General features: G+C 62.7%; 17 protein-coding genes and 1 pseudogene. 9 read left to right on the top strand and 9 right to left on the bottom strand.

Annotation, left to right across the window (positions count from 1 at the left end; translation table 11 throughout):
• Positions 1-82: 82 nt before the first annotated feature.
• Genes G485_RS26215 through G485_RS0112205 form a run of 4 tightly spaced genes read right to left on the bottom strand, consistent with a single transcriptional unit; the run spans position 83 to position 4,705 of the window.
• Positions 83-733 (bottom strand): metallophosphoesterase, encoded by a 651-nt coding sequence (locus G485_RS26215; RefSeq protein WP_051318222.1) that lies wholly within the window; start codon positions 731-733, stop codon positions 83-85.
• A 7-nt stretch (positions 734-740) separates the two neighbouring features.
• The gene (locus G485_RS0112195; protein WP_027092796.1) at positions 741-1,859 is read right to left on the bottom strand and encodes an ABC transporter ATP-binding protein; all 1,119 of its coding nucleotides are present in this window, start codon (positions 1,857-1,859) and stop codon (positions 741-743) included.
• Entirely contained in the window at positions 1,856-3,550 is a 1,695-nt protein-coding gene (locus G485_RS0112200) for an ABC transporter permease (RefSeq protein WP_027092797.1), read from the bottom strand. The genes G485_RS0112195 and G485_RS0112200 overlap by 4 nt, the downstream gene beginning before the upstream one ends.
• Before the next feature lie 3 nt (positions 3,551-3,553).
• A complete protein-coding gene (locus G485_RS0112205; RefSeq protein WP_027092798.1) occupies positions 3,554-4,705 on the bottom strand; it encodes an ABC transporter substrate-binding protein in 1,152 nt (383 codons plus the stop codon).
• Between the two features lie 184 nt (positions 4,706-4,889).
• On the opposite strand from G485_RS0112205, the gene G485_RS0112210 reads away from it, so the two are divergent.
• From G485_RS0112210 to G485_RS0112250, 9 genes are all read left to right on the top strand, one after another.
• The gene (locus tag G485_RS0112210; protein ID WP_027092799.1) at positions 4,890-5,780 is read left to right on the top strand and encodes a LysR family transcriptional regulator; all 891 of its coding nucleotides are present in this window, start codon (positions 4,890-4,892) and stop codon (positions 5,778-5,780) included.
• A 170-nt stretch (positions 5,781-5,950) separates the two neighbouring features.
• A complete protein-coding gene (locus G485_RS0112215; RefSeq protein ID WP_027092800.1) occupies positions 5,951-7,663 on the top strand; it encodes a sensor histidine kinase in 1,713 nt (570 codons plus the stop codon).
• Positions 7,664-7,693: 30 nt separating this feature from the next.
• Entirely contained in the window at positions 7,694-9,289 is a 1,596-nt protein-coding gene (locus G485_RS0112220; RefSeq protein ID WP_035155928.1) for a response regulator, read from the top strand.
• 94 nt (positions 9,290-9,383) lie between these two features.
• Entirely contained in the window at positions 9,384-10,910 is a 1,527-nt protein-coding gene (locus G485_RS0112225) for an ABC transporter substrate-binding protein (RefSeq protein ID WP_027092802.1), read from the top strand.
• A 131-nt stretch (positions 10,911-11,041) separates the two neighbouring features.
• Positions 11,042-11,920 carry an ABC transporter permease gene (locus G485_RS0112230; protein WP_420805769.1) on the top strand — a complete coding sequence of 293 codons (879 nt, stop codon included), beginning with the start codon at positions 11,042-11,044 and terminating at the stop codon, positions 11,918-11,920.
• 16 nt (positions 11,921-11,936) lie between these two features.
• A complete protein-coding gene (locus tag G485_RS0112235) occupies positions 11,937-12,824 on the top strand; it encodes a carbohydrate ABC transporter permease (protein WP_027092804.1) in 888 nt (295 codons plus the stop codon).
• Between the two features lie 74 nt (positions 12,825-12,898).
• Positions 12,899-13,753 (top strand): sugar phosphate isomerase/epimerase family protein, encoded by an 855-nt coding sequence (locus G485_RS0112240; protein ID WP_027092805.1) that lies wholly within the window; start codon positions 12,899-12,901, stop codon positions 13,751-13,753.
• A 4-nt stretch (positions 13,754-13,757) separates the two neighbouring features.
• Positions 13,758-14,846 (top strand): Gfo/Idh/MocA family protein, encoded by a 1,089-nt coding sequence (locus G485_RS0112245; RefSeq protein ID WP_027092806.1) that lies wholly within the window; start codon positions 13,758-13,760, stop codon positions 14,844-14,846.
• A 276-nt stretch (positions 14,847-15,122) separates the two neighbouring features.
• Positions 15,123-16,439 (top strand): glutamate-1-semialdehyde 2,1-aminomutase, encoded by a 1,317-nt coding sequence (locus G485_RS0112250; RefSeq protein ID WP_027092807.1) that lies wholly within the window; start codon positions 15,123-15,125, stop codon positions 16,437-16,439.
• A 102-nt stretch (positions 16,440-16,541) separates the two neighbouring features.
• Here G485_RS0112250 and G485_RS28390 read toward each other — a convergent pair whose 3' ends face one another.
• From G485_RS28390 to G485_RS30635, 5 genes and pseudogenes are all read right to left on the bottom strand, one after another.
• Complete coding sequence (locus G485_RS28390) at positions 16,542-17,639, bottom strand: TetR/AcrR family transcriptional regulator (protein ID WP_051318223.1); 1,098 nt, start codon at positions 17,637-17,639, stop codon at positions 16,542-16,544.
• 39 nt (positions 17,640-17,678) lie between these two features.
• Positions 17,679-19,022, bottom strand: coding sequence for a zinc-binding metallopeptidase family protein (locus tag G485_RS26225; RefSeq protein WP_051318224.1), 1,344 nt, complete (start codon positions 19,020-19,022; stop codon positions 17,679-17,681).
• Positions 19,019-19,648, bottom strand: coding sequence for a cysteine hydrolase family protein (locus tag G485_RS26230; protein WP_035155931.1), 630 nt, complete (start codon positions 19,646-19,648; stop codon positions 19,019-19,021). The genes G485_RS26225 and G485_RS26230 overlap by 4 nt, the downstream gene beginning before the upstream one ends.
• A gap of 33 nt (positions 19,649-19,681) precedes the next feature.
• Positions 19,682-20,758 carry an LLM class flavin-dependent oxidoreductase gene (locus G485_RS0112270; RefSeq protein ID WP_051318225.1) on the bottom strand — a complete coding sequence of 359 codons (1,077 nt, stop codon included), beginning with the start codon at positions 20,756-20,758 and terminating at the stop codon, positions 19,682-19,684.
• A 179-nt stretch (positions 20,759-20,937) separates the two neighbouring features.
• Positions 20,938-21,154 (bottom strand): annotated as a pseudogene (locus G485_RS30635) (ISAs1-like element ISMul1 family transposase); the annotation flags it as partial.

Here is a 21,154-nt window from a genome sequence, read left to right on the forward strand (position 1 = left end):
ATGCAAGCTTCGGACAACCATCAGCCGGCCGACGGCAAGCCCGCTTGTTCGACAGCGCGCTCACCGGCGGCCGGCGTTAGGCTTATTCGGCTCTAACCGGTATCCAGCTCATCCGGCGGTAATCGCCGTAGCGCTCAGCCGCGGCCGTCGAGCAGGAATAGGCGACGCGGTTGCTCAGGTCGACGAGCGTCAGCCGCTTGCCGTGCTTGGCGCCGGTGTCGATGCCGATACGGTCGCGACCGAACCACAGCTCGCCGGGCTCCGCGCCCATCTTGAACGTCGGCGTGTGCCCGAACACGACGGTGAATGGCAGCTCGCCGCCGTCGCCCCAGAACGGCTGCCGGATGCCGGTCAGATCGTCCGGCCGTTGCCGCTCCAGCGGCAAGCCCGGACGGATGCCGGCATGGACGAACAAGTAGTCCTCTTCCCGCCAGACGAGCGGCGTCCCGCGCAGCCAGGCGAGCTCCCGCTCGGACAGGCCGCCGTCCGCCCGGCCCTTCTTGACCGCTTCTTCCAGCAGCCAGCGCTCCATATTGCCGAGCACCGCCCGCGCCCCGCCCTCCGTCAGCTCCCGCACTTCGCGCAGGGCCGACCAGGTGACGGGGTCGGCATCGATAAAGTCCCCCAGCAAATACAGCCGGTCGCGGCCGGGGTCGTAAGCGGCCATGCGCAGCAGGGAACGCATCCCTGCGGCATGGCCGTGAATATCCGAAATCGCTAATATGCGGGTCATGAACGGCTCACCTTTCGTCTGTATGCGGATATACATAGGTGTCGGCGACCGGAACGACGAGCCTCCCCGGCGTGCCCGCCGGCAGCGGTTCATGATGGAACAGCGCCAGCTTGACGCCGCCTTCGGTCTCCGCCAGCACGCGCCAGCGGCTGCCTTCGTAGGAGCTGTGAACGACGCGCGCCCCGATATCATTGTACGTCTGTCGCCCGCCGGCGGCACCGTCGCCATCGCCGCGCGTGCCGGTCTCCCAGCGCGCCGCGTCGGGCCGGAACAGCGCCTCGGCCGACTTCTCGGCGGCCGTCGGGCCCCAGCCCGCGGGCGCGACGCCGCGCACGACCTCGTCCCCGTGGCGGATCGCCGGAGCCGGCTCCTTCCGCACGGCCTCGCCCCGCAGCCGGTTGGCCGTGCCGAGCAGCGACGCCGCCGACCGGGTGGCCGGGCGCTCGTAGCAGGCCTGCGGCGTGTCGATCTGATCGATCGCGCCGCTTCGCATAATGATCAGCCGATCCGCCATCGCGAACGCTTCCTCGGGATCGTGCGTGACATGGAACACCGTCGTGCCGAGACGGCGGAACAGATACGCCATCTCCGCCCGCATCTCGATCCGGAGCCGCATGTCGAGATTGGACAGCGGCTCGTCGAGCAGCAGCAGATCCGGCTCGGTCGCCAGCGCCCGCGCGATCGCGACGCGCTGCTGCTGGCCGCCCGACAGCTGCGCGGGCAGCCGCTCCTCCATGCCCTCGAGCCGCAGCAGCCGCAGCAGCTCCGATACCTTGGCGCGAATGTCGGCCGCGGAAGCCTTCTTCCTGCGCAGGCCGTACGCGACGTTATCGTAAAGCGACATATGCGGCCAGAGCGCATAGTCCTGGAACACCATGTTAATGCCTCGCTTCTCCGGCGGAACGAGCCGCGAGGCCGACGAGACGACCTCGCCCCGCAAGCGGATCTCGCCCGCGCTCGGCTGCTGCAGCCCTGCGATCAGCTGCAGCAGCGTGGACTTCCCGCAGCCGGACGGACCGAGCACGCTGATGATCTCCCCGGCCGACACGCTGAAGCTCGGCCCCTGCAGCGCGGCGTGGCTTCCGAACGTTTTATGAAGCCCTTCCACTTCCAGAATCGGTGTCATGGTTCGGTTCTCCTTGCCTTCTTGGGTTTGAACAGCCATTCGATGATCATGATGGCGGCGATGACCGCGCCGCCTCCCGTCAGCGTGGCCGCGGCGGCATAGCCGAACTTCAGGTCCTCGAACGCCTGGTTGATGACGACCGGCAGCGTCATGAAGTTCGGCGGGAACAGAATCGACGTCGTCGCCAGGTCGAATACGCTCGCCCCGAACGCGGCCAGCGCCGCGGAGACGAGCGCGCCGCGCAGCAGCGGCACGAACACCGTGCGAAGCCGGCTGCCGAAGCCGGCGCCCTGCATCTGCGCGGCTGCCAGCAGGCGTTCCGGCACCTTCGCCATCGCCCCGGACAGCATGCGGGTGATGACCGGGATCGCGCCCGCGACGCTCGCCAGCACGAGAATGCCCGGCTTGCCGTAGAGCAGCATGCCGATCTTCTCCAGCCACGCCTGGTTCCAAATGAAGATATACCCGATTCCCAGCACGACGCCCGGCACGGCCAGCGAGATCAGCGAGATGACGTCGACCGCCTGCCGCAGCGCGAAGCGGGAATAGGTCAGCACGTAGGAGACGAAGAAGCCGACGATGAGGCCGATGACGGCCGCTCCCGCCGCGATCTCCAGCGAATGGACGAGCCCTTCCGACAGCAGGCCGCTCGTCTCGAACAGCTGCTTGTAATTATCCAGCGTAAGCGCCGCGCCGCCGCCGCTGCCCGAACGGGTAACGGACGTCAGCAGGTTCGAGCCGAACGGAATGCCTGCCGCGATCGCCATCGTCAGCACGTTGATCGCGGCGAACAGCCATTTTCCCCGGATCGGCGGCCTCGGTTCGGATCGCGTCGCCCTCGCGTTCAGGAAGTCGAAGCGCGACCGGCGCAGCACGTAGAACTGCACGCTCATCGCCAGCGCGATCAGCAGCACGAGATAGAACGACAGCACGCCCGCCATATCGAAGCGGATCGGCGACGTGTAGAGCGCCGAATAGATGGAGTAGGGCAGCGTCGGGAACCGGAAGACGGCGGCGATCGAAGCCGGCAGGCCGAAGTCGCCGACCGTGTCCATGAAGACGAGCATCGCCCCGGAGCAGTAAGCCGGCAGCAGCAGCGGCGCGTGCACCGTGCGCCAGACCGTCCAAGGCGAGCCGCCGTTCATCCGAGCCGCCTCGCCCAGCCGGTCCACCTTCCATTCCAACGCGGTGTAGACGGCCAGATAGGCGAACGGGAACTTGCTGAGCGCCATGACGACGATCAGTCCGACCGGCGTGAAGATGAACGAATGCAGCCAGTCCCAGCCGAACCACTGCTTGGCGAGGCCGCCGGCGGCCGCGAACATGACCCAGCCCTGGGCGAGGATGAAGGACGGCGTAATGACGAGCAGCCACACCGTCACGTCCAGCAGCCGGGCGCCCGGGAATTTCCATTGCGCGCGCACGGTCGCGAGCGCGGCGCCGATCAGCGTTCCCAGCAGCGTCGTTCCGAGCCCGAGCACGATCGTATTTTTCAGCGAAGTATACCAGAGCGGACGCCGGAACACGTCGAGCAGCAGCGACAGATCGCCCAGCTGCCAATTGCCGAAGAAGACGCCCGGCAGCAGCACCTGAATGACGACGGCGGCGAGAGGCAGCAGAATAAGAAGAATCAGGACGGCCAGCACCAGCCAGCCCGTCCTGTTCCCGTAAGCGAACCATCGGTTAACCATTCGTTACTGCACCGAGTTGTCGGCGAACCACTGCTTGATCTCGCCTTCGTGCTCGCCCGCCCAGCCGGCTTCGGCCACGACCAGCTTGGCGTTCGGATCGCGGTCCGGCTTCGCGGTGACGCCCTTCACGCTCGGCTCGAAGTAGCTCTCGTCGCCTTTGTCGATGAGCGCCTGCTGCGTCTTCGGATCCAGCAGGAAGTTGACGAACGCCTTCGCCGCGTCGGCATGCTGCGTATTCTTCTGGATGGCGGCGACGCGGACCGAGCCCGGCGCCCCTTCCTCCGGCCAGATGATGCCGATCGGCTCGCCGCTGTTCTTCAGCGTATAGGCGTTGCTCTCCTGCAGCGCCGCCGCCTTGATCTCGCCGCTCGTCAGGGCGTTGGCCACTTGCGGATTTTTCGGATAGATGTGAATGCCGTTCTTGATCAAGCTTTGGAAGTAGGACTTGCCGGCATCCATGCCCTGCGACTGGAAGAACCAGGCGACGAACGGATACGCGGGCGCCGCGACGGCCGGGTCGGCCATGCCGACGGCTCCTTTGAACTTCGGATCGGCCAGATCCGCCCACGTCTTCGGTGCGCTGGCCTCGTCGAACGACTTCGTGTTGTAGACGATGACGGAAGCCGCGTGCGTGCCCGTCGGGTAGTAGGATTGGTTGGCCGGAACGAACTGCTTGGAGAAGTCCGTCAGGTTGGCGGCGTTGTCGGGCGTCCAGCCCTCCAGCAGCTCGCCTTTGGCGCCCAGCTGATCGATGGAAGGCATCGAGTCCATCCAGACGACGTCCCAATGCGGATTGCCCTTCTCCGCTTCGATCCGGGACATGATCTCCGCCCCGTTGCCGCTGACGATGTTGAGCTTGTACCCCGTCTGCTCTTCGAACATCGGCTTGACAATGTCGTCGAAGTCGTTCAGATAGACGGTCAGCGTCTCGCCGTTGCCGTTCGGCGCGGCGCTCGCGCTCTCGGCAGGCGCCGAAGCGGAAGGCGAAGGGCTTGCGCTCTCGGCGGAAGCGGACGGCGATGTCGAAGCCGAAGCCGAAGGCGATTGCGATGCGGAAGCGTTGTTCGAAGCGTTGTCGTTCGAGTTGCCGCAGGCGGTTGCCGCTACGGTCAAGCTGAGCAGTGCGGCGGTCGTCAACCATTTGGAGCTGCGCATGTGGATTGGATCCTCCCCTATGAATCTTTGGTATAGCTCTACTCTAGCGGGGATTTGTCAGACCGACGTAAACGTTGTGCTAAATGTAAATTAAATAGTTTCTATCCTTATTGTTAGTTGCATAGATATCGTCTATATTGGGGGAGGAGAAAGAACTTTGCGCGAAAGGGACGGAGGCTGCGGCATGAACGTTCAGCAGTTGAGGGTATTTGAGAAGGCGGCCGCCTGCCGCACGGTCACGGAAGCCGCGGCGGAGCTCGGGCTGAAGCAGCCGACGGTAAGCTTCCATCTGCGGAAGCTGGAGGAGTCGCTCGGCGTGGAGCTGTTCCGCAAGCTGGCGGGGAGGCTCGCGCTCACGAACGCGGGCGAGAGTCTGCTCCCTTACGCCCGCAAGATTGTCACGCTGGTGGAGGAAGCCGGCCAGCTGATGCGGGAGCACAAGGAGGCCGGAAGGGGCAAGCTGCGAATCGGGGCAAGTTACACGCCGGCCACCTACTTCCTGCCGCCCTACCTCGCGGAATTCCAGGAGAAGAACCCGCGGACGCTTCCGCTGCTGACGGTCAAGCAGGCCGGCGACGTGCTGGAGATGCTGGCCGGCTACGAGATCGACGTGGCGATCGTCTCGCTGCCGGACCGGCCGTATCCGGAGCTGAACGTCGTCAAGCTCGCGGACGACGAGCTGAAGCTGGCGCTGCCGCCCCGCCACCGGCTCGCCTCCCGCGAGCGCATCGAGGTGGACGACCTGCGCCGCGAGCCGTTCCTCGTGCACGAGCACGGCTCGACGTCGCGGGAGCTGTCCGAGCAGTGGGCGCTGGAAAACGGGCTGCGCTGGAACGTCCGGATGGAGCTCGGCGGCATCGAGACGATCAAGGAAGCGGTCAAGCACGGCATGGGCGTCGGCATTCTCCCCTGGCGCAGCGTCATGAAGGAAGCGTCGGAAGGAACGCTGGCGATGCGCGACTTGCCCGGACGGGTGCGGAAGCGCACGATCAGCCTCGCGTACCGCAAGGAGGACGAGCTCGTGCCCCAGGCGGCGCAGTTCATCTCCTTCCTGCGGGCCAAGCTGGGCGTTTGACCCGCAGGCCGCAGCCGCTTCCGCGTCCAGACATGTCCGCATTGCTCCCCGCTTCAATTTCATATTCTCCGGACGGCGATTTCTGTTAGAATGGAACTAATCTTTGCGACGGAAGCCCGACAACGTCCAGATCATCAAGTCCGCTTGCATCCGCGCGGGGAGGGAACTCGTTGAGACTGCTCAAGATCAGGAGAAATTCCATTCAATTCAAGCTGTTTTCCGGTGTGCTGATCGTCGTCGTCCCCCTGATTTCGCTCCTGTTCTTCAACAATTTCTACGCGATCCATGTCGTCCGCGACCAAATTTACGTTTCCAACAAAAACATGATTTCCTTGTACATGGGCCAGATCGACGAGAATTTGGACGACGTCTCCAAATACTTGTACAAGATGGCGTCGAGCAACCCGGACTTGATCGGGATGAACCAGGTCGGGTTGACCACCGGATACGAACTGTCCAAATTGCAGCTTTCCAACGATTTGAACCAGGACATCCTGCTCCTGAAGGCGGTCGACTCCATTTTCGTCTATTCGATTCCGAACGACGACGTGCTCAAGACGTACCGGAACAGTCCTCCGGACGGGCTGTCCGTATACGGCCAATTGTTCCGGCGTTTGCGCGCCCCCATCTCCTCGCCGGCAGACGTCACGAAGCCGTGGTACGTCGAGCAATTCGGCAAGGAGCATTATTTGGTCACGTACCTGAAGACGGACCATCTGCTGATCGGCGCCTGGGTGAATGTGAAAAATTTGCTGATGCCGCTCGGATACGTAAATTCCGGGAAAAACGTCACGTCGCTGTTCGCGACGGACACGGGCGTTCCGATCGTGAACGAGGACTTCGTCCGCGGGCATCGAATCGACCTGGCCCGCCCGACCGACTCCTATTACCTGTCGGGCGAAGGGGACAGGTTCCTGGTCGTGCGGGAGAAGTCGCAAGCCAGCAGCATCAGTCTCGTCGCGCTCGTTCCGGACAGCGATATTTTGAAAGGGCTTCCGTATTTGACGAAGGTCATCGCGCTGTGCTTCGCGGCCGTCGCGCTGCTGGTTCCGATCTCGCTGATGATGCTGCGCAAGACGGTGCTGCTGCCGCTGAGGCGCATCCTGACGGCCATGAAGCTCGTCAAGGAAGGGAACCTGAAAGTCGCGATCGCGCCGTACCCGACTTCGGACGAGTTCGAGACCGTGAACGAATCGTTCAACAACATGATCCAGGAAATCGAGACGCTGAAAATCAACTATTACGAAGAGCAGCTGCGAAAACAGCAGGCGGAGCTGAATTATTACCAGCTTCAGATCAAGCCGCACTTTTTCCTGAACGCGATCAACGTTCTCTACAGCCTGGCCCACGTCAGGAAATACGAGGTGATCCAGGAGCTGTGCATCGCCTTGTCCCGCTACTTCCGCTACATGCTGCAGACGAACCAATACGCGGTTTCTCTCGACAAGGAGCTGAAGCATGTGCGCAACTACCTTCGCATCCAGGAGCTGCGGTTCCCGGAACGCTTCCGGTGCGAGATCCGTGCGCAGAACGAGACGCTGCCCTTGCCCGTGCCCCCTCTGACCGTGCAGACGTTCGTCGAAAACGCCGTCAAGCATGCCATGTCGATGGACCGGGTGATGACGCTTACGGTCGAAACCGGGCTGAGGAAGGAAGAAGGAGCCCCCCGCCTCTGGATTCGGGTCCGGGATACGGGAGGCGGGTTTTCGAAGGAAGCGCTGGCGAAGCTGCAGGCAGGGGAACGCATCGTGGACGAGGATGGCGAGCATATCGGAGTGTGGAATATCCGGGAGCGGTTGTCCCGTCTGCATCCGGGCAGCAAGCTCACGTTCTCGAACCGTCCGGAAGGCGGAGCGTCCGTCGAAGTGCTCATTCCCGTATGAACCGAATTTCCGTTGGAGGTGCCACGACCGATGAACATGCTGATCGTTGACGACGAGATCCATGCGCTGGAAGGGCTGAAGCACGCGCTGGATTGGGAAGCCCTCGGCATCGCGTCCGTCTTGACGGCCAACAATATCCGTCAGGCCAAGGAAGTGCTTCGGAGCCATTCCGTCGACATCATGATCTGCGATATCGAGATGCCCGAGGGGAGCGGGCTCGAGCTGCTCGCCTGGGTGAAGGAGAGCCGCCGGGAAGTGGAGTCGATCATCCTGACCTGCCACGCCGAATTCACCTACGCCAAAAGGGCCATCCAGCTGGGAGGCCTGGAGTACTTGCTGAAGCCGGTGCCGCACGACGAATTGTCCGAAGCGGTCGAAAAGGCGAAAAGGCTGGTGCTGGACAGGCGGGACCGGGAGAACCGGCACAAAAACAGCGAATATTGGGAACGGCACAAGCCTCTGGTCATGGAGCGGTTCTGGCACGATGTTCTGCACCGCGTCATTCCTCCGGACCGCCATGCGATTGAGGAAGCCGCCGCGTCGCGGAATATCGAGCTTGCGCAAGAGAGCGAATATTTGCCCGTGCTGATCGATCTGGAGCGGATGCCGGAAGGCGAATCCGCGGGACGGAGCTTGAAGGAGGCGGCATCCGCGTACGTCTCGAAGCGGTTCGCGGAAGCGTTCTCCGTCGCGGTCGATGCCGGGACGCTGTTCGTGGCGATCCCGCAGCGGCCCGACGCCCCGTACGATTTGGACGCGATCCGAAGCTGCTGCCGGGGGTTCATCGCCTTTTGCCGGGAGACGTACGGCTGGGAGCTGTCGTGTTACGTGGACTTTCCGGTTCCGGTCACGGGCTTGCCGGAATCGTTCGAACGGCTGAAGCACGGCATGCAAGCCAACGTGGCGATCCGCAGCCGCGTGTTCATGCCGGGCGAAACCCCGGCGTCCAAGCGGAACGTCCCGTTGCCGGACGACCGGCTGTGGAAGGTCATGCTGCAGGAAGGCAAGATGACGCTGCTCGTCCAGGACGCGGAACACTTCCTGGAACGTCTGGTCGAGGAACAGGCGCTCGATGCTGACATGCTGCACCGGTTTTACCACCACTTCCTTCAAGTCTTGTATTTCTATTTGAACGAGAACGGCATTCACGCGGCGGAGCTGTACCAGGACAGCACGTCGCTCGAGCTTGCCGCGCGTTCGACGGCTTCCCTGGAAGATATGCGCGTCTGGCTCCGCCACGTGACGGAGAGAGCCGAGGCCCATCTGAACGTCGAACAGAAGCCGGAAATGGTGATCGACCGCATCAAGAACTATATCCGGAACCATCTGGACAAGGAGCTGACGCGCCAGGAAATCGCCCAGCATGTGTTTTTGAATCCGGATTATATCTCGCGCCTGTTCCGGAAGAAAACCGGCTTGTCCCTCACCGAATATACGACGCAGCTGCGCGTGGAGATCGCCAAGGAGCTGCTGGCCAAGACGGATCTGGCCGTGCAGGCGATCGCGGCCCGCGTCGGGTATACGAATTTCTCGTACTTCTCGAAAATGTTCAAAGCCGCAGCCGGCATGAACCCGGTCGACTACCGCCGCTCGCTGAACGACCTGAGCGGCCGGAGGTCAGATTAGAGTCAGGAAGACGTCAGAACGCAGGTAGAGCCCGCACCCGCCGCTGCCCTACAATCAACTCAGATTCACCAATCTTACTGCATGGGGGCTGCAAATGAACAAGTTCAAGAGGCATGTAAGCGGTTTATCACTTGTGCTCGCGCTGCTCATGGTGCTGACGGCATGCGGCGGCGGCTCCAAAGGCGGCGAAGAGGCTTCCGGAACGCAAGCGTCCGGCGGTGAATCCGCGAACAGCGGAGATACGCCCGAGATCGTCATGCCGTTCTTCGTCCTGAACGGCATCCCGGAAGACATGCAAGCGGTTAACGACGAGATCAACAAAATCACGAAGGAGAAGATCGGCGCGACCGTGAAGCTGATGCCGATCAGCTACGGCACTTACGGCCAGCAGACGAACCTGATGCTGACGGGGAACGAGCAGGTCGACCTCATGGTCGTCGGCACGTGGTTCAACTACACGACGCAGGTGGCCAAGAACCAACTGCTTCCGCTGGACGACCTGCTGGCCCAATACGGCCAGGACATCGTGAAGACGCTGGGGGACAACTATATTTCCGCCGGCAAGGTGAAAGGGAAGACGTACGGCGTCGCGACGATGCGCGACCTGGCGGACATGTACGGTCTCGTCATCCCGAAGGACGTGCTGGACAAGTACCAGATCAAGACGGAAGACATCAAGACGTTCGACGACGTCGGCAACCTGCTCGCCACGATCAAGAAGAACGAGCCGGATTCCACTCCGCTCGTCCCGTTCGGCCCCGGCGACTCTCTGCTCGACAACTACATGACGTACGACAACCTGGGCGACAAGCTCGGCGTGCTGCCCGGCGACGCGACGGATCTGAAGGTCGTCGACTGGTTCGAGCAGCCGGAATACGCCGATTTGCTGAACAAGATCCGGAGCTGGTATGAAGCGGGCTTCATCATGAAGGACGCCGCGACGAACAGGGACAGCGGGCTCGAGCTGATGAAGGCCGGACGGGGCGACGTTCTCCTGACCCGGATCAAGCCGGGATACGCCGAACAAGAGTCCCGTCTCATCGGCAAACCCGTCGTCACCATCCCGCTGACGCAGCCGCAAGCCCGGACCAGCTCCGTCGCCAACATGATGTGGGGCATTCCGCGCAACGCCAAGTACCCGGACAAAGCGATGCAGATGCTGAACCTGATGTTCACCGACAAGGACGTCGCCAACCTGCTGGCCTGGGGGATCGAAGGCAAGCACTACGTCGTGAAGTCCGACGGCGTCGCCGGTTATCCGGACGGCGTGGACCAGAACAACAGCAAGTACAACCTGAACCAGGGCTGGATGTTCGGTAACCAATTCCTGACCTACGTCTGGGAAGGCGACTCTCCCGACCTCTGGAAGCAATTGCAGGCTTTCAACGATTCCGCTGTGCCGTCGAAAGCGCTCGGATTCACGTTCGACCAGACGCCGGTCAAGACCGAAGTGGCCGCGGTGCAGAACGTGCTCAACCAATACAAGATGGCGCTGGAATGGGGGACGGTCGATCCGGCCAAGGTGCTCCCGGAATTCCGGAAGAAGCTGAAGGACGCCGGCATCGACAAGATCATCGCGGAAAAGCAAAAGCAATTGGATGAGTGGGCCGCTTCGAAATAAGACGACCCGCCCGCAGGACTGGAGAACGGGCCGCCGCCCCCGGCGACGGTCCGTTCCTCCGCCAGGAAGGAGGCGCCATGGGTACGACCCTTTGGCAACGAACGTGGAGGAACGTCGCCCGGAACAAGGCCATGTACGTGATGGTCATTCCCGGACTTCTCTATTTGCTGGTCAACAATTACTTGCCGATGCTGGGACTGGTCATCGCGTTCAAGGACGTCGATTTCGCCAAAGGAATTTGGCACAGCGACTGGATCGGCTTCAAAAATTTCGAGTACTTGTTCAAAACTTCGGACGCCTGGCTCATTACGCGCAATACGCTCGGATACAACGCCGTGTTCATCGTCGTGAATTTCGCGTTCTCCATCGCAATCGCCATTTTCCTGAACGAAATCACGTCGAAATTTTTCTCGCGCTTCTACCAGAGCGTGCTGCTGCTTCCTTATCTCATCTCCATGATCATCGTCAGCTACCTGGTGTTCGCCCTGCTGAGCCAGGATACCGGAATGATGAACCATACGATCCTTCCGCTGTTCGGAATCAAGGAAATATCGTGGTATAACGAACCGGTCTACTGGCCGTTCATCCTGGTGATCGTCAACTTATGGAAAAACGCCGGATTCCTGTGCGTCGTCTTCCTCGCGGCGATCATCGGCATCGACAAGGAATATTACGAGGCGGCGACGCTGGACGGAGCCTCCAAGTGGAAGCAAATCCGCCTCATCACGATTCCGCTGATTTCCCCGGTGATCGTCATGATGCTGCTGCTCTTCATCGGCCGCATCTTCTATGCAGACTTCGGCCTGTTCTTCCAGGTTCCGATGGAGTCCGGTCCGATCATGAACGCAACCAACGTCATCGACACGTACGTGTACCGGGGACTGATGCAAATCGGCGATATCGGCATGTCGGCCGCGGCCGGCTGCTACCAATCGATCGTCGGATTCGTTCTCGTTCTTCTCTCGAATTACGTCGTTCGCAAAATCAACAAAGACCAAGCATTGTTCTGAAAGGGGGGGCCGGCGCATGACGAGCCAAAACCGGCTGATCCAGTGGACGGCCCACGCGTTCCTCATGCTGATCGCGTTAGCGTGCATTCTTCCGTTCCTGCTGCTGTTCATGAGTTCGATCGCGGACGAGCAGGCGATTCTCCGCGACGGCTATTCGCTGTTCCCGGCCGAATTCAGCGACGCGGCTTACCGGTATCTGGCCCGCGAGTCGACCCAGTTGATCCGGGCTTACGGGATCACCGTGCTGATTACCGTCGTAGGGACGTCGGTCGGGCTGGCGATTACGGCCATGCTGGCGTATCCGCTGTCGCAGAAAGCGTTCGGGCCGCGCAAACCGCTGACGTTCATCGTGTTCTTCACGATCCTGTTCAACGGCGGCCTGGTGCCGACCTATCTCGTCTACACGCAGTACTTCGACATGAAGAACACGATTTGGGCGCTCATCGTCCCGAACCTGCTGATGAGCGGCTTCAACATCCTGCTGATGCGCACGTTCTTCCTGACGTCGGTGCCGGACGCGGTCATCGAATCCGCGGGCCTGGACGGAGCGGGGCAGTTCCGGACGTTCGTCTCCATCGTGCTGCCGCTGTCGACCCCGATCCTCGCGACCGTCGGGCTGTTCCAGGGCATCGGGTACTGGAACGATTGGTTCAACGGCGTCATTTTCATCACGAATCCGGCTTATTTCAGCATCCAGAACATCTTGAACCGCATTCTGATGGATATCCAGTTCCTCTCGAGCAGCAACATGTCGTCCCACGTGGGCGACGCCATGAGCAGCATCCCGGGCACGACCGTCCGGATGGCGATCGCCGTCATCGGCGTCGTTCCGATTCTGATCGCGTATCCGTTCTTCCAGAAATATTTCGTCAAAGGCATCATGATCGGCGCGGTAAAAGGGTAAGGCCGGCTGCGGGCGGGTCCCGGAAGCCGGACGTCGGATGCCGTGAACGAAAACAACCTTAGGAGGCTTGTCCCATGAGCTTTGAACTCGGTTTGCAGCTGTTTTCCGTGCGCCAGGCGCTGCAGCAGGACTGCGCGAAAACGCTGGCGGAAATTTCGAAGATCGGCTACCGGAACCTGGAGCTGTTCATCCACGACGCTTCGAACGGCATCCGCTTCTGCGGGTTGTCCGCGAAGGAGCTGAAAAAAACGCTGGACGAAAACCAGTTGAAGATCGTGTCCAGCCACGTCGGCATTCTGGACAGCGTCGATTGGGACGAACTGATCGCCTATACTCACGAGATCGGCAGCAAGACGATCGTTTGCCCGATGGAGCTGTTCGCGGATCTCGAAGCCGTCTACGCTTTCTGCGACAAGATGAACCGCTACGGGGACATTTGCCGCCGGAACGGCATCGATTTCTACTACCACAACCACTTCGAGGTGTTCCAGCGGTTCGGCGGACGATATATGCTGGACATTCTGCTGGAGCGCACGGACAAAGAGCTGGTCAAAATCGAGTTCGACACGTATTGGGCGCTGCGCGGGGGCGTCGATCCGATCGAATGGCTGGCCAAGCTGGGCGACCGGTGCGACCTCGTGCACCAGAAGGACGTTCCGGCCGGCGTTCGGCCCTTGAGCGCGTTCGAAACGATCGACGAGTCCGAGCCGATTACGTTCGGGCGCTTCATGTTGTTTTCCAAGAAAGAATATTTCACGGAAATCGGCGAGGGCGCCATGAACATCCGGGGCATCGTCGAAGAGATCAATCGGATCGGCGCGGCCAAGTATCTGTTCGTCGAACAGGACCATACCGTGCGCGACGAGCTGGAAAGCGTCGGAATCAGCTACCGGAACATCACGAAGCTGCTCGCTTCCATGGAGGGATAAAAGCGTGAAACCGTTCAAAGTTGGCATGATCGGCTGCGGCAACATCAGCCCGATTTATTTCGAGGCGGGGCGCAAGTTCGACATCATCGAGATCGTGGCGTGCGCGGACATGGATATGGGGAGAGCCGCCGCGAGGGCGCAGGAATTCGGCGTTCCGAAAGCCTGCACGGTCGAAGAGCTGCTGGCCGACCCCGAGATCGACATAGTTGTCAACCTGACGATCCCGAACGCGCATGCCGACGTGCATCTGAAGATTCTGGAGTCCGGCAAGCATGCGTACGGCGAGAAGCCGCTCGCGACGCTGCTCGAAGACGGCCGGCGGGTGCTGGCCGTTGCGGCCGAGAAGAAGCTGCGCGTCGGCTCGGCTCCGGATACGTTCCTCGGCGGCGGCATCCAAACGTGCCGCAAGCTGGTGGACGACGGGTGGATCGGCGAGCCGATCGCCGCGACGGCGTTCATGATGTACCACGGGCCGGAAATATTCCACCCGAATCCCGATTTCCTGTACCAGAAAGGCGCCGGCCCGCTGTTCGACATGGGGCCGTATTACTTGACGGCGCTGATCAACCTGATCGGTCCGATCCGCCGCGTCACGGGCTCGGCCCGCATTACCTTCCCGGAGCGGACGGTCACGAACCCGAGCAACTACGGGCGCAAATTCCCGGTGGAAACCCCGACGCACATCGCTGGCGTGCTCGACTTCGCGAACGGCGCGGTCGCGACGCTCATCACGAGCTTCGACGTCTGGGGCACCAAGACGCCGTACATGGAGGTGCACGGAACCGAAGGCACGCTGCTCGTCCCGGACCCGAATACGTTCGGCGGGCCGGTCTATGTGAAAAGGCAGGGTCACTCCGATTTCGCGGAGGTTCCCCTGACGCACGGCTATACGGAGAACAGCCGGGGACTCGGCCTCGCGGACATGGCCTGCGCGATCCGCAGCGGAGCGCCGCATCGGGCGAGCGGAGAGCTGGCCTACCACGTGCTGGAGGCCATGCACGGAATTCTGAAGGCTTCCGAGGAAGGCCGGCATTACGAACTGTCGAGCACGTGCGGGAAACCCGAGCCGCTGCCGATGAATTTCTTGCGGTAAGCGGCGGTAAACTTGCGCAAGGCGATGCATGGGAATCGTTCCCTTGCATCGCCTTGCTGTACGGAATCCCTCTTCCACCAATTGCCACATCCTGCTGTCTTCGCTTATTTCTTCCTGTCGTACCGGCCGTCCACTTCCTTGGCGAGCTTGCGGTACATCGCCGTCTCCTCCGCCACAGGGTCGTATTCCGACTGGATGCGGACTTCCCAGCGGGGGCCGTCTTCCGGACGGTCCCCGGTTGCGTTCGTTATCTTATGGCCAGGGGGTTATCGGAGCATGGAGAGAGCAAGATCCGCGCAATTGTACGAAGAGGCGAAGCGGCATATCGTCGGCGGCGTGAACAGCCCGTCCCGATCGTTCAAGGCGGTCGGCGGCGGCGCTCCCGTGTTCATGGAGCGGGCGGAGGGCGCGTATTTCTGGGACGCGGACGGCAACAAGTACATCGATTATCTGGCCGCGTTCGGGCCGATCATTACCGGTCACGCGCATCCGCACGTCACCGAGGCGATCGTGCGCGCCGCGCAGAATGGAACGCTGTACGGCACCGCGACGGAGCTCGAGATCACGCTGGCCCGCATGCTGAAGGAAGCGATCCCGTCGCTGGACAAGGTGCGCTTCGTCAATTCCGGCACGGAGGCGGTCATGACGACGATCCGCGTCGCGCGCGCGGCGACGAAGCGCAACAAGATCGTCAAGTTCGCCGGCTGCTACCACGGCCATTCCGACCTCGTGCTCGTCGCGGCCGGCTCGGGCCCGTCGACGCTCGGCATTCCCGACAGCGCCGGCATTCCGGTCAGCATCGCGAGCGAGGTCATCACGGTGCCGTATAACGAGCTGGACGGGCTGAAGCTGGCGCTGGAGCGCTGGGGCGACGACGTGGCGGCGGTGATGGTCGAGCCGATCGTCGGCAACTTCGGCATGGTGATGCCGAAGCCGGGCTTTCTGGAGGGCGTGTGCCGGTTGGCGCGCGAGGCCGGGGCTCTCATCATTTACGACGAGGTCATTACGGCGTTCCGCTTCCATTACGGGTCGACGCAGACGTTCGCGGCGGCGTTCCCGGATCTGGCGGCGATCGAGCCGGACCTGACGGCGCTCGGCAAGATTATCGGCGGCGGGCTGCCGATCGGCGCCTACGGCGGACGGCGCGAGGTGATGGAGCAGGTCGCGCCGCTCGGTCCCGCTTATCAGGCCGGCACGATGGCGGGCAATCCCGCTTCCGTCGCGGCGGGCATCGCCTGCCTCGAGGTGCTGCGGCAGCCGGGCGTGTACGAGCGCATGGACGCGCTCGCCGCGCGGCTGACGGACGGGCTGCGGGAATCCGCCGCCCGCCACGGCGTGCCGCTGACGATCAACCGGATCGTCGGCGCGTTCTCGACGCACTTCTGCGACCATCCGGTCACGAATTACGAGGAGGCGCAGGATACGGACGGCGAGCGGTTCGCCCGCTTCTTCCGCGAGATGCTGGAGCGCGGCGTCTACCTCGCGCCGTCGAAGTACGAAGCGTGGTTCCTGACGACCGCCCATACCGACGCGGACGTCGACGCCACCCTGGAAGCGGCAGAGGCGTCGCTGCGCGCGATCGGCCGGGGGTGACCCCATAACGAATGCGACCCGCAGAAGTGTCTGCGGGTCTTCTTGGTGCCGCTGCTCGCCGCGATCGTTCGCTTCCCGGCTCTTCCCCCCGCCCCGCGCCCTTCAGTGCAGAGAGCGGAGCACGCCGAGGCATCTGTCCGCATAATCGCCGGGCGATTGCCCCGGGAGGCGGGATACCGCGTAGCCGCCCGCGGCGTTAAACGCGTCCTCCAGCAGCCGCTGCAGGCCGTCCGCCGCGGGCCGGTTCCCGCCGGTCCAAATGCCGAAGAAGCGCCCCGCCGCAGGCGCCGGATGCCGCTCCAGCTCCGTCAGCCAGCCGCGGAGCCAATCCGGCATTTCCCCGACCGAAGTGGCGGCGAAGACGAAGATCAGCCGGCTGTCCGCCTGCAGCGCTTGTTCCGGCGACCGCTCGTCGACGAACCGGAGCGGCGCTTCGGACCGATCCCGCAGCGTCTCCAGGATGCGGCGCTGCTCCTCGCTCGGCGCCTCGCCGTCCGCCGCCGGCCGAACGACCGTCAGGGCGGGCTCCGGATGCGATGCGGAAGACGGCGTCCGCGCCGGCTCTTCCCGCCTGGACAGCGCGCCGTGCAGCGTCAGGCCGATCATCTGCTCCGCCGCCTCCGCATGCAGCCGTTCGAGGCTTCCTTCGCCGCCGAGAATCGAAGCCAGCTCCCGATCGCCGCGATAATAGAACTGGTCCATCATCCCGAACATGAGGAACAGCAGCGCCTTCGCGTTCAGCTGCGGCCGAAGCGCGCCCGTGTCCTGCCATGCCGCCAGCTTGCCCGCGATGTCGCGGAAATCCTGCGTCCACATCGGGGAGGCGTATTTCTCGAACAGTCCGCCGCCTTCGAGCGACTCCCAGTGGAAAATTTTATACAGATTCGGCAGCTTGCACTTCATCTCGTACTGCGCCCGAATGTATTCGCGAAGGAACGCGGTCGCGTCTTTGCCCTGCCAGTCCTGCCGGCCGAGCATCGCTTCCCATTGCGCGAACAGCCGGTTCAGCACCTCCTGGTACAGCCGCTCCTTGGACTCGAAATAATAATAGATCAACGCCTGGTTCACTTCGGCCTTGACGGCAATCTCGCCGACGCGCGTGCCCGAGAAGCTGTTGCACGCGAACGCTTCCTCCGCCGCGTTCAGAATGCGCTCCTTGACCGATGCCTTGACGTTCGGCGACTCGAGAACCTCCGCCACGCGAGTCCCCCCTTTCCTGCTTCCGCCGCTCGCAGTCTCCTATTTTCCGTTGCAAATTCGCCACGCCGTCGCCGCGTAGATGACGGCGGCGTCCATCATGTCGTCCACCGTCGGCCGGGACCGGCTCGGCCCGTACGTGACCGACGGAATGCCGAACATGTTGAACACGTTATGATCCCGCCACATGCTCGAGTAGACCGGGTGGGCCAGCTCGGCCGCGCCTCTGCCGCAAGCTTCGCCCGCCGCGCCGAACGCCCGGCGCAGCGGCCCCACCTTCCCTTCGTCCGCCTCGAAGCCTTGCCGATAGACGATCGGATAAGCCCTGCCGGCGAACTTCTCGTCCGCCAGCAGCGCCTCGAGCTCCCGCTGCACGTCCGCGATCGACTGGACGGGCGTCAGGTTAACCTCCAGGTAGAGCGAGCATACCTCGCTGCCGCCGCCCATAATGTGCGGGTCCCCGCCGCGGATCGCCGCGATCTGCACCTTGGGAACGGCCGTCCCGCCGGGGGCGCGATACGTATGGCGAACTTCGTAATCGGCGGCCCAGCGCTGCACCGCTTCGATCAGCGGAGCGGCAAGCACGAGCGCGCTCGGATGGTCCCGCAGGCGCGGCGGATGCTCGAGCAGCGGGGTGAACACGTCTTCCCCGTAGACGTCGACGCGGAAGTTCGCATAGCCGCACGATACCCACGAGATGCCGAAGTCCGTCCCTTCGGCCGCGACGGCGAAGTCCGGCGCGACGCCGCCGTGCGTCATCATGTACTGGGCGCCGATCTCCTTGCCGTAATACGACGGGCCTTGGAACTCCTCGACGTGCTCCGGGCCGATCTCCGCCGGGCAGGCGGTCAGATACAGATGGCCGTTCAAGGCGAGGCCGGCCCGCTTCAGCGCTTTGGCTCCGATCAGAAAACAAGCCATCGGCCCCCGGTCGTTCTCCACCGGGTGCCCGCGGAAGACGCCGCCCTGCAGCTCCGCCCGCACCCAATCGGGATCGTCGATCGCGCCGCCGGGCCGGTATTTCCAGCCGTCGCGCCAATTGTACTGCGGCGCCTCGGTATCGAGATGGCTCGTGAACAGCAGGTTCCGCCCGTTCGCCGGGTCGTCGCCGCCCATCCGCCCGATGACGTTGAATCGGTCCGGCACCATGCCGATCCGCTTCGGCGACAGCCCCTCCCGTTCCATCCACGCGAAGACGTAGTCGCCCGCCTCCTTCTCGAAGCCGGCCAGGCTGCGGATATTGCACAGCTCCAGAATGAGCTCGATCAGCTCTTCTCGGTCGATGTGGCGGCGAATCAGCGCGGCCGCTTCGGCGACCGTCGCGACCACCGGCTTCTCCGGCCCGGCCGGCGCCGCATTCGCGGCCGTCCCGTTCTTTCGAATCATACCGGCGCTCCCTTCCCGGCCGTCCAGCCGTTCAGCACGTCCGCCGTCGTCGCGACGGTCGCGAAGTTCAGCCGCATCAGCCGCAGCGAGATGTCGTGCAGCTCCCGCTCGTACGCCGCGCAGGCGTCTTCGACGACGAACGTCTCGTAATCCAGCATGAAGCCGTCCCGAACGGTCGACTCTACGCAGCATTCCGTCGACACGCCGGTCACGACCAACTTGTCCACGCCGAGATGCCGCAGCGTCAGCTCCAGGTTCGTGCCGATAAAGGCGCTGTATCGCTGCTTGTCGACGACGTAATCCCCCTCGGCCGGGAACAGCCGGTAATAATCCGCTCCCGTCGTTCCGGCCCGGCAGATGGCCGCGCCGGATTCGTCGATGCCCTGGCGGGCGAAGAAGGCCAGCATCGCCTTCGAATCCGTGTGCGGCGAGGTGATCAGCCGGATGAAAATAACGGGGACGCCGGCGCCGCGAGCCGCTTCGGCCAAGCGGCCGATTCGCCCGACCGCCGGGTCGATGGCCGACAGGTCCGCGCCGTACCTTCCCATCAGGCCGTCCGCGGCGCAGAAATCGTTCTGCACGTCCACGACCAGCAGCGCCGTTCCCTTGCTAGGAATATCCATCATATCGGATCAACCGCCCATTCGCCGGATGCCGGCTTATTTCGTTCCGCGCAGCAGCGGCAGCACCTTCTCGCCGAAGTAGCGCAAATCCCCGATATAGTCCGGGAACGTCAGCATCATGCCGTCGAGGCCGGTCGTCTCCATAATGAGCTTGATCCGCCCGACGATGTCGTCGGCGTTGCCGGTCAGCATCTCGTTCATGAACACGTTGCGCGCCCGGGCCTGCATCGAATTCTCGCGGCCGTCGGGCTCCAGGCCGTAGCTGCGCAGCAGTCCTTTGATCGCTTCCAGGTCGGCCCCGTCCTGGTACTTCTTCATCCTCGCCTCGACCTCTTCCGCGGAATCGCCGGGCAGCACGCCGAACATGGCGTACGTCTTGATCGTCTTGCCCCGCTCGGCCGCCATCTCCTTCGCGCGGCGGCTCACCTGGGCGAGCTCGTCCAAATCCCGGCCGCCGATGAAGCAGGCGTCGCCTTCCTCGATCGTGAAGCCCATCCCCTTCTCGGATGCCCCGGCGCAGATGATCGGCGGGCGCGGCTGCTGCAGCGGCTTCGGATTCGACTCGCAATCCTCCAGCTGGTAATAGTCGCCGCGATGCGTCACCCGCTCCTCGCGCCAGAGGCGCTTCACGACCTGCATCCACTCGCGGGCCAGGTCGTACCTCTGGTCATGGTCCAGATGCTCCGGCCACATGCCCATCTGCCGGAATTCGCCCGCGTAAGCGCCCGAGACCACGTTCATGCCGACGCGCCCGCCGCTGATGTGGTCGAGCGTGGCGAACATCTTCGCCGCGACGGCCGGATGGTAGAGCAGCGTATGTACGGTCGCGAACACCTTCACCCGGGACGTCGCCTCCGCGAGGCCCGCCATCATCGTCATCGACTCGAGCGACACGCCCCAATGATTGGTCGTGCCGCCGTAGCCCCTCCACTTCGCCATCGACATAATGAAGTCGAAGCCGAGCGATTCCGCCAGCACGGCGGCTTCGCGATTCAGCGCGTAGCTGCCGTCCGGGCGCGGCTCCGCGTCGGAGATGATCCAGCCGCCGTTCGCGATCGGCAGGAAAATGCCAAAATCCAGCTTGTTGTAGTCGAGCTCGGGGGAGGTTGCCATCGTCTCATCGCTCCTATCGGTCATTTTAACCAAACACTTAAATCATATAAATATTTAGTTAAACCTCTTTGTTACTAAATTAGCACGCGAGTCTCCCTTGTGTCAACTTATATCACTTGCGAATTCAGGGATTCGTCAAAGTCAGGTTGATAAATGCTCAGACATGTCCTTTGTCGTCTTTAAGCTCCGATCAGTTCCAAAGCCCTTTCTGGTTTTCTGGCACAACGGCGGGTCGCTTTCGCAATGTTGGATTGATTTCCTAAGCGGAACAAGCTAATTGCGAGATTGCGCAAGGTGGCCATGACTCGCGGCCCTTCTTTGGTTCGAATCTGAGAACGGTCTTCGTCAAACGTGACGTCGCGTACCCAATGGAGCCGATTTTCAATCGACCAATGT

The sequence above is a fragment of the Cohnella thermotolerans DSM 17683 genome (genome assembly GCF_000429825.1).
In the GTDB taxonomy this organism is placed as follows: domain Bacteria; phylum Bacillota; class Bacilli; order Paenibacillales; family Paenibacillaceae; genus Cohnella; species Cohnella thermotolerans.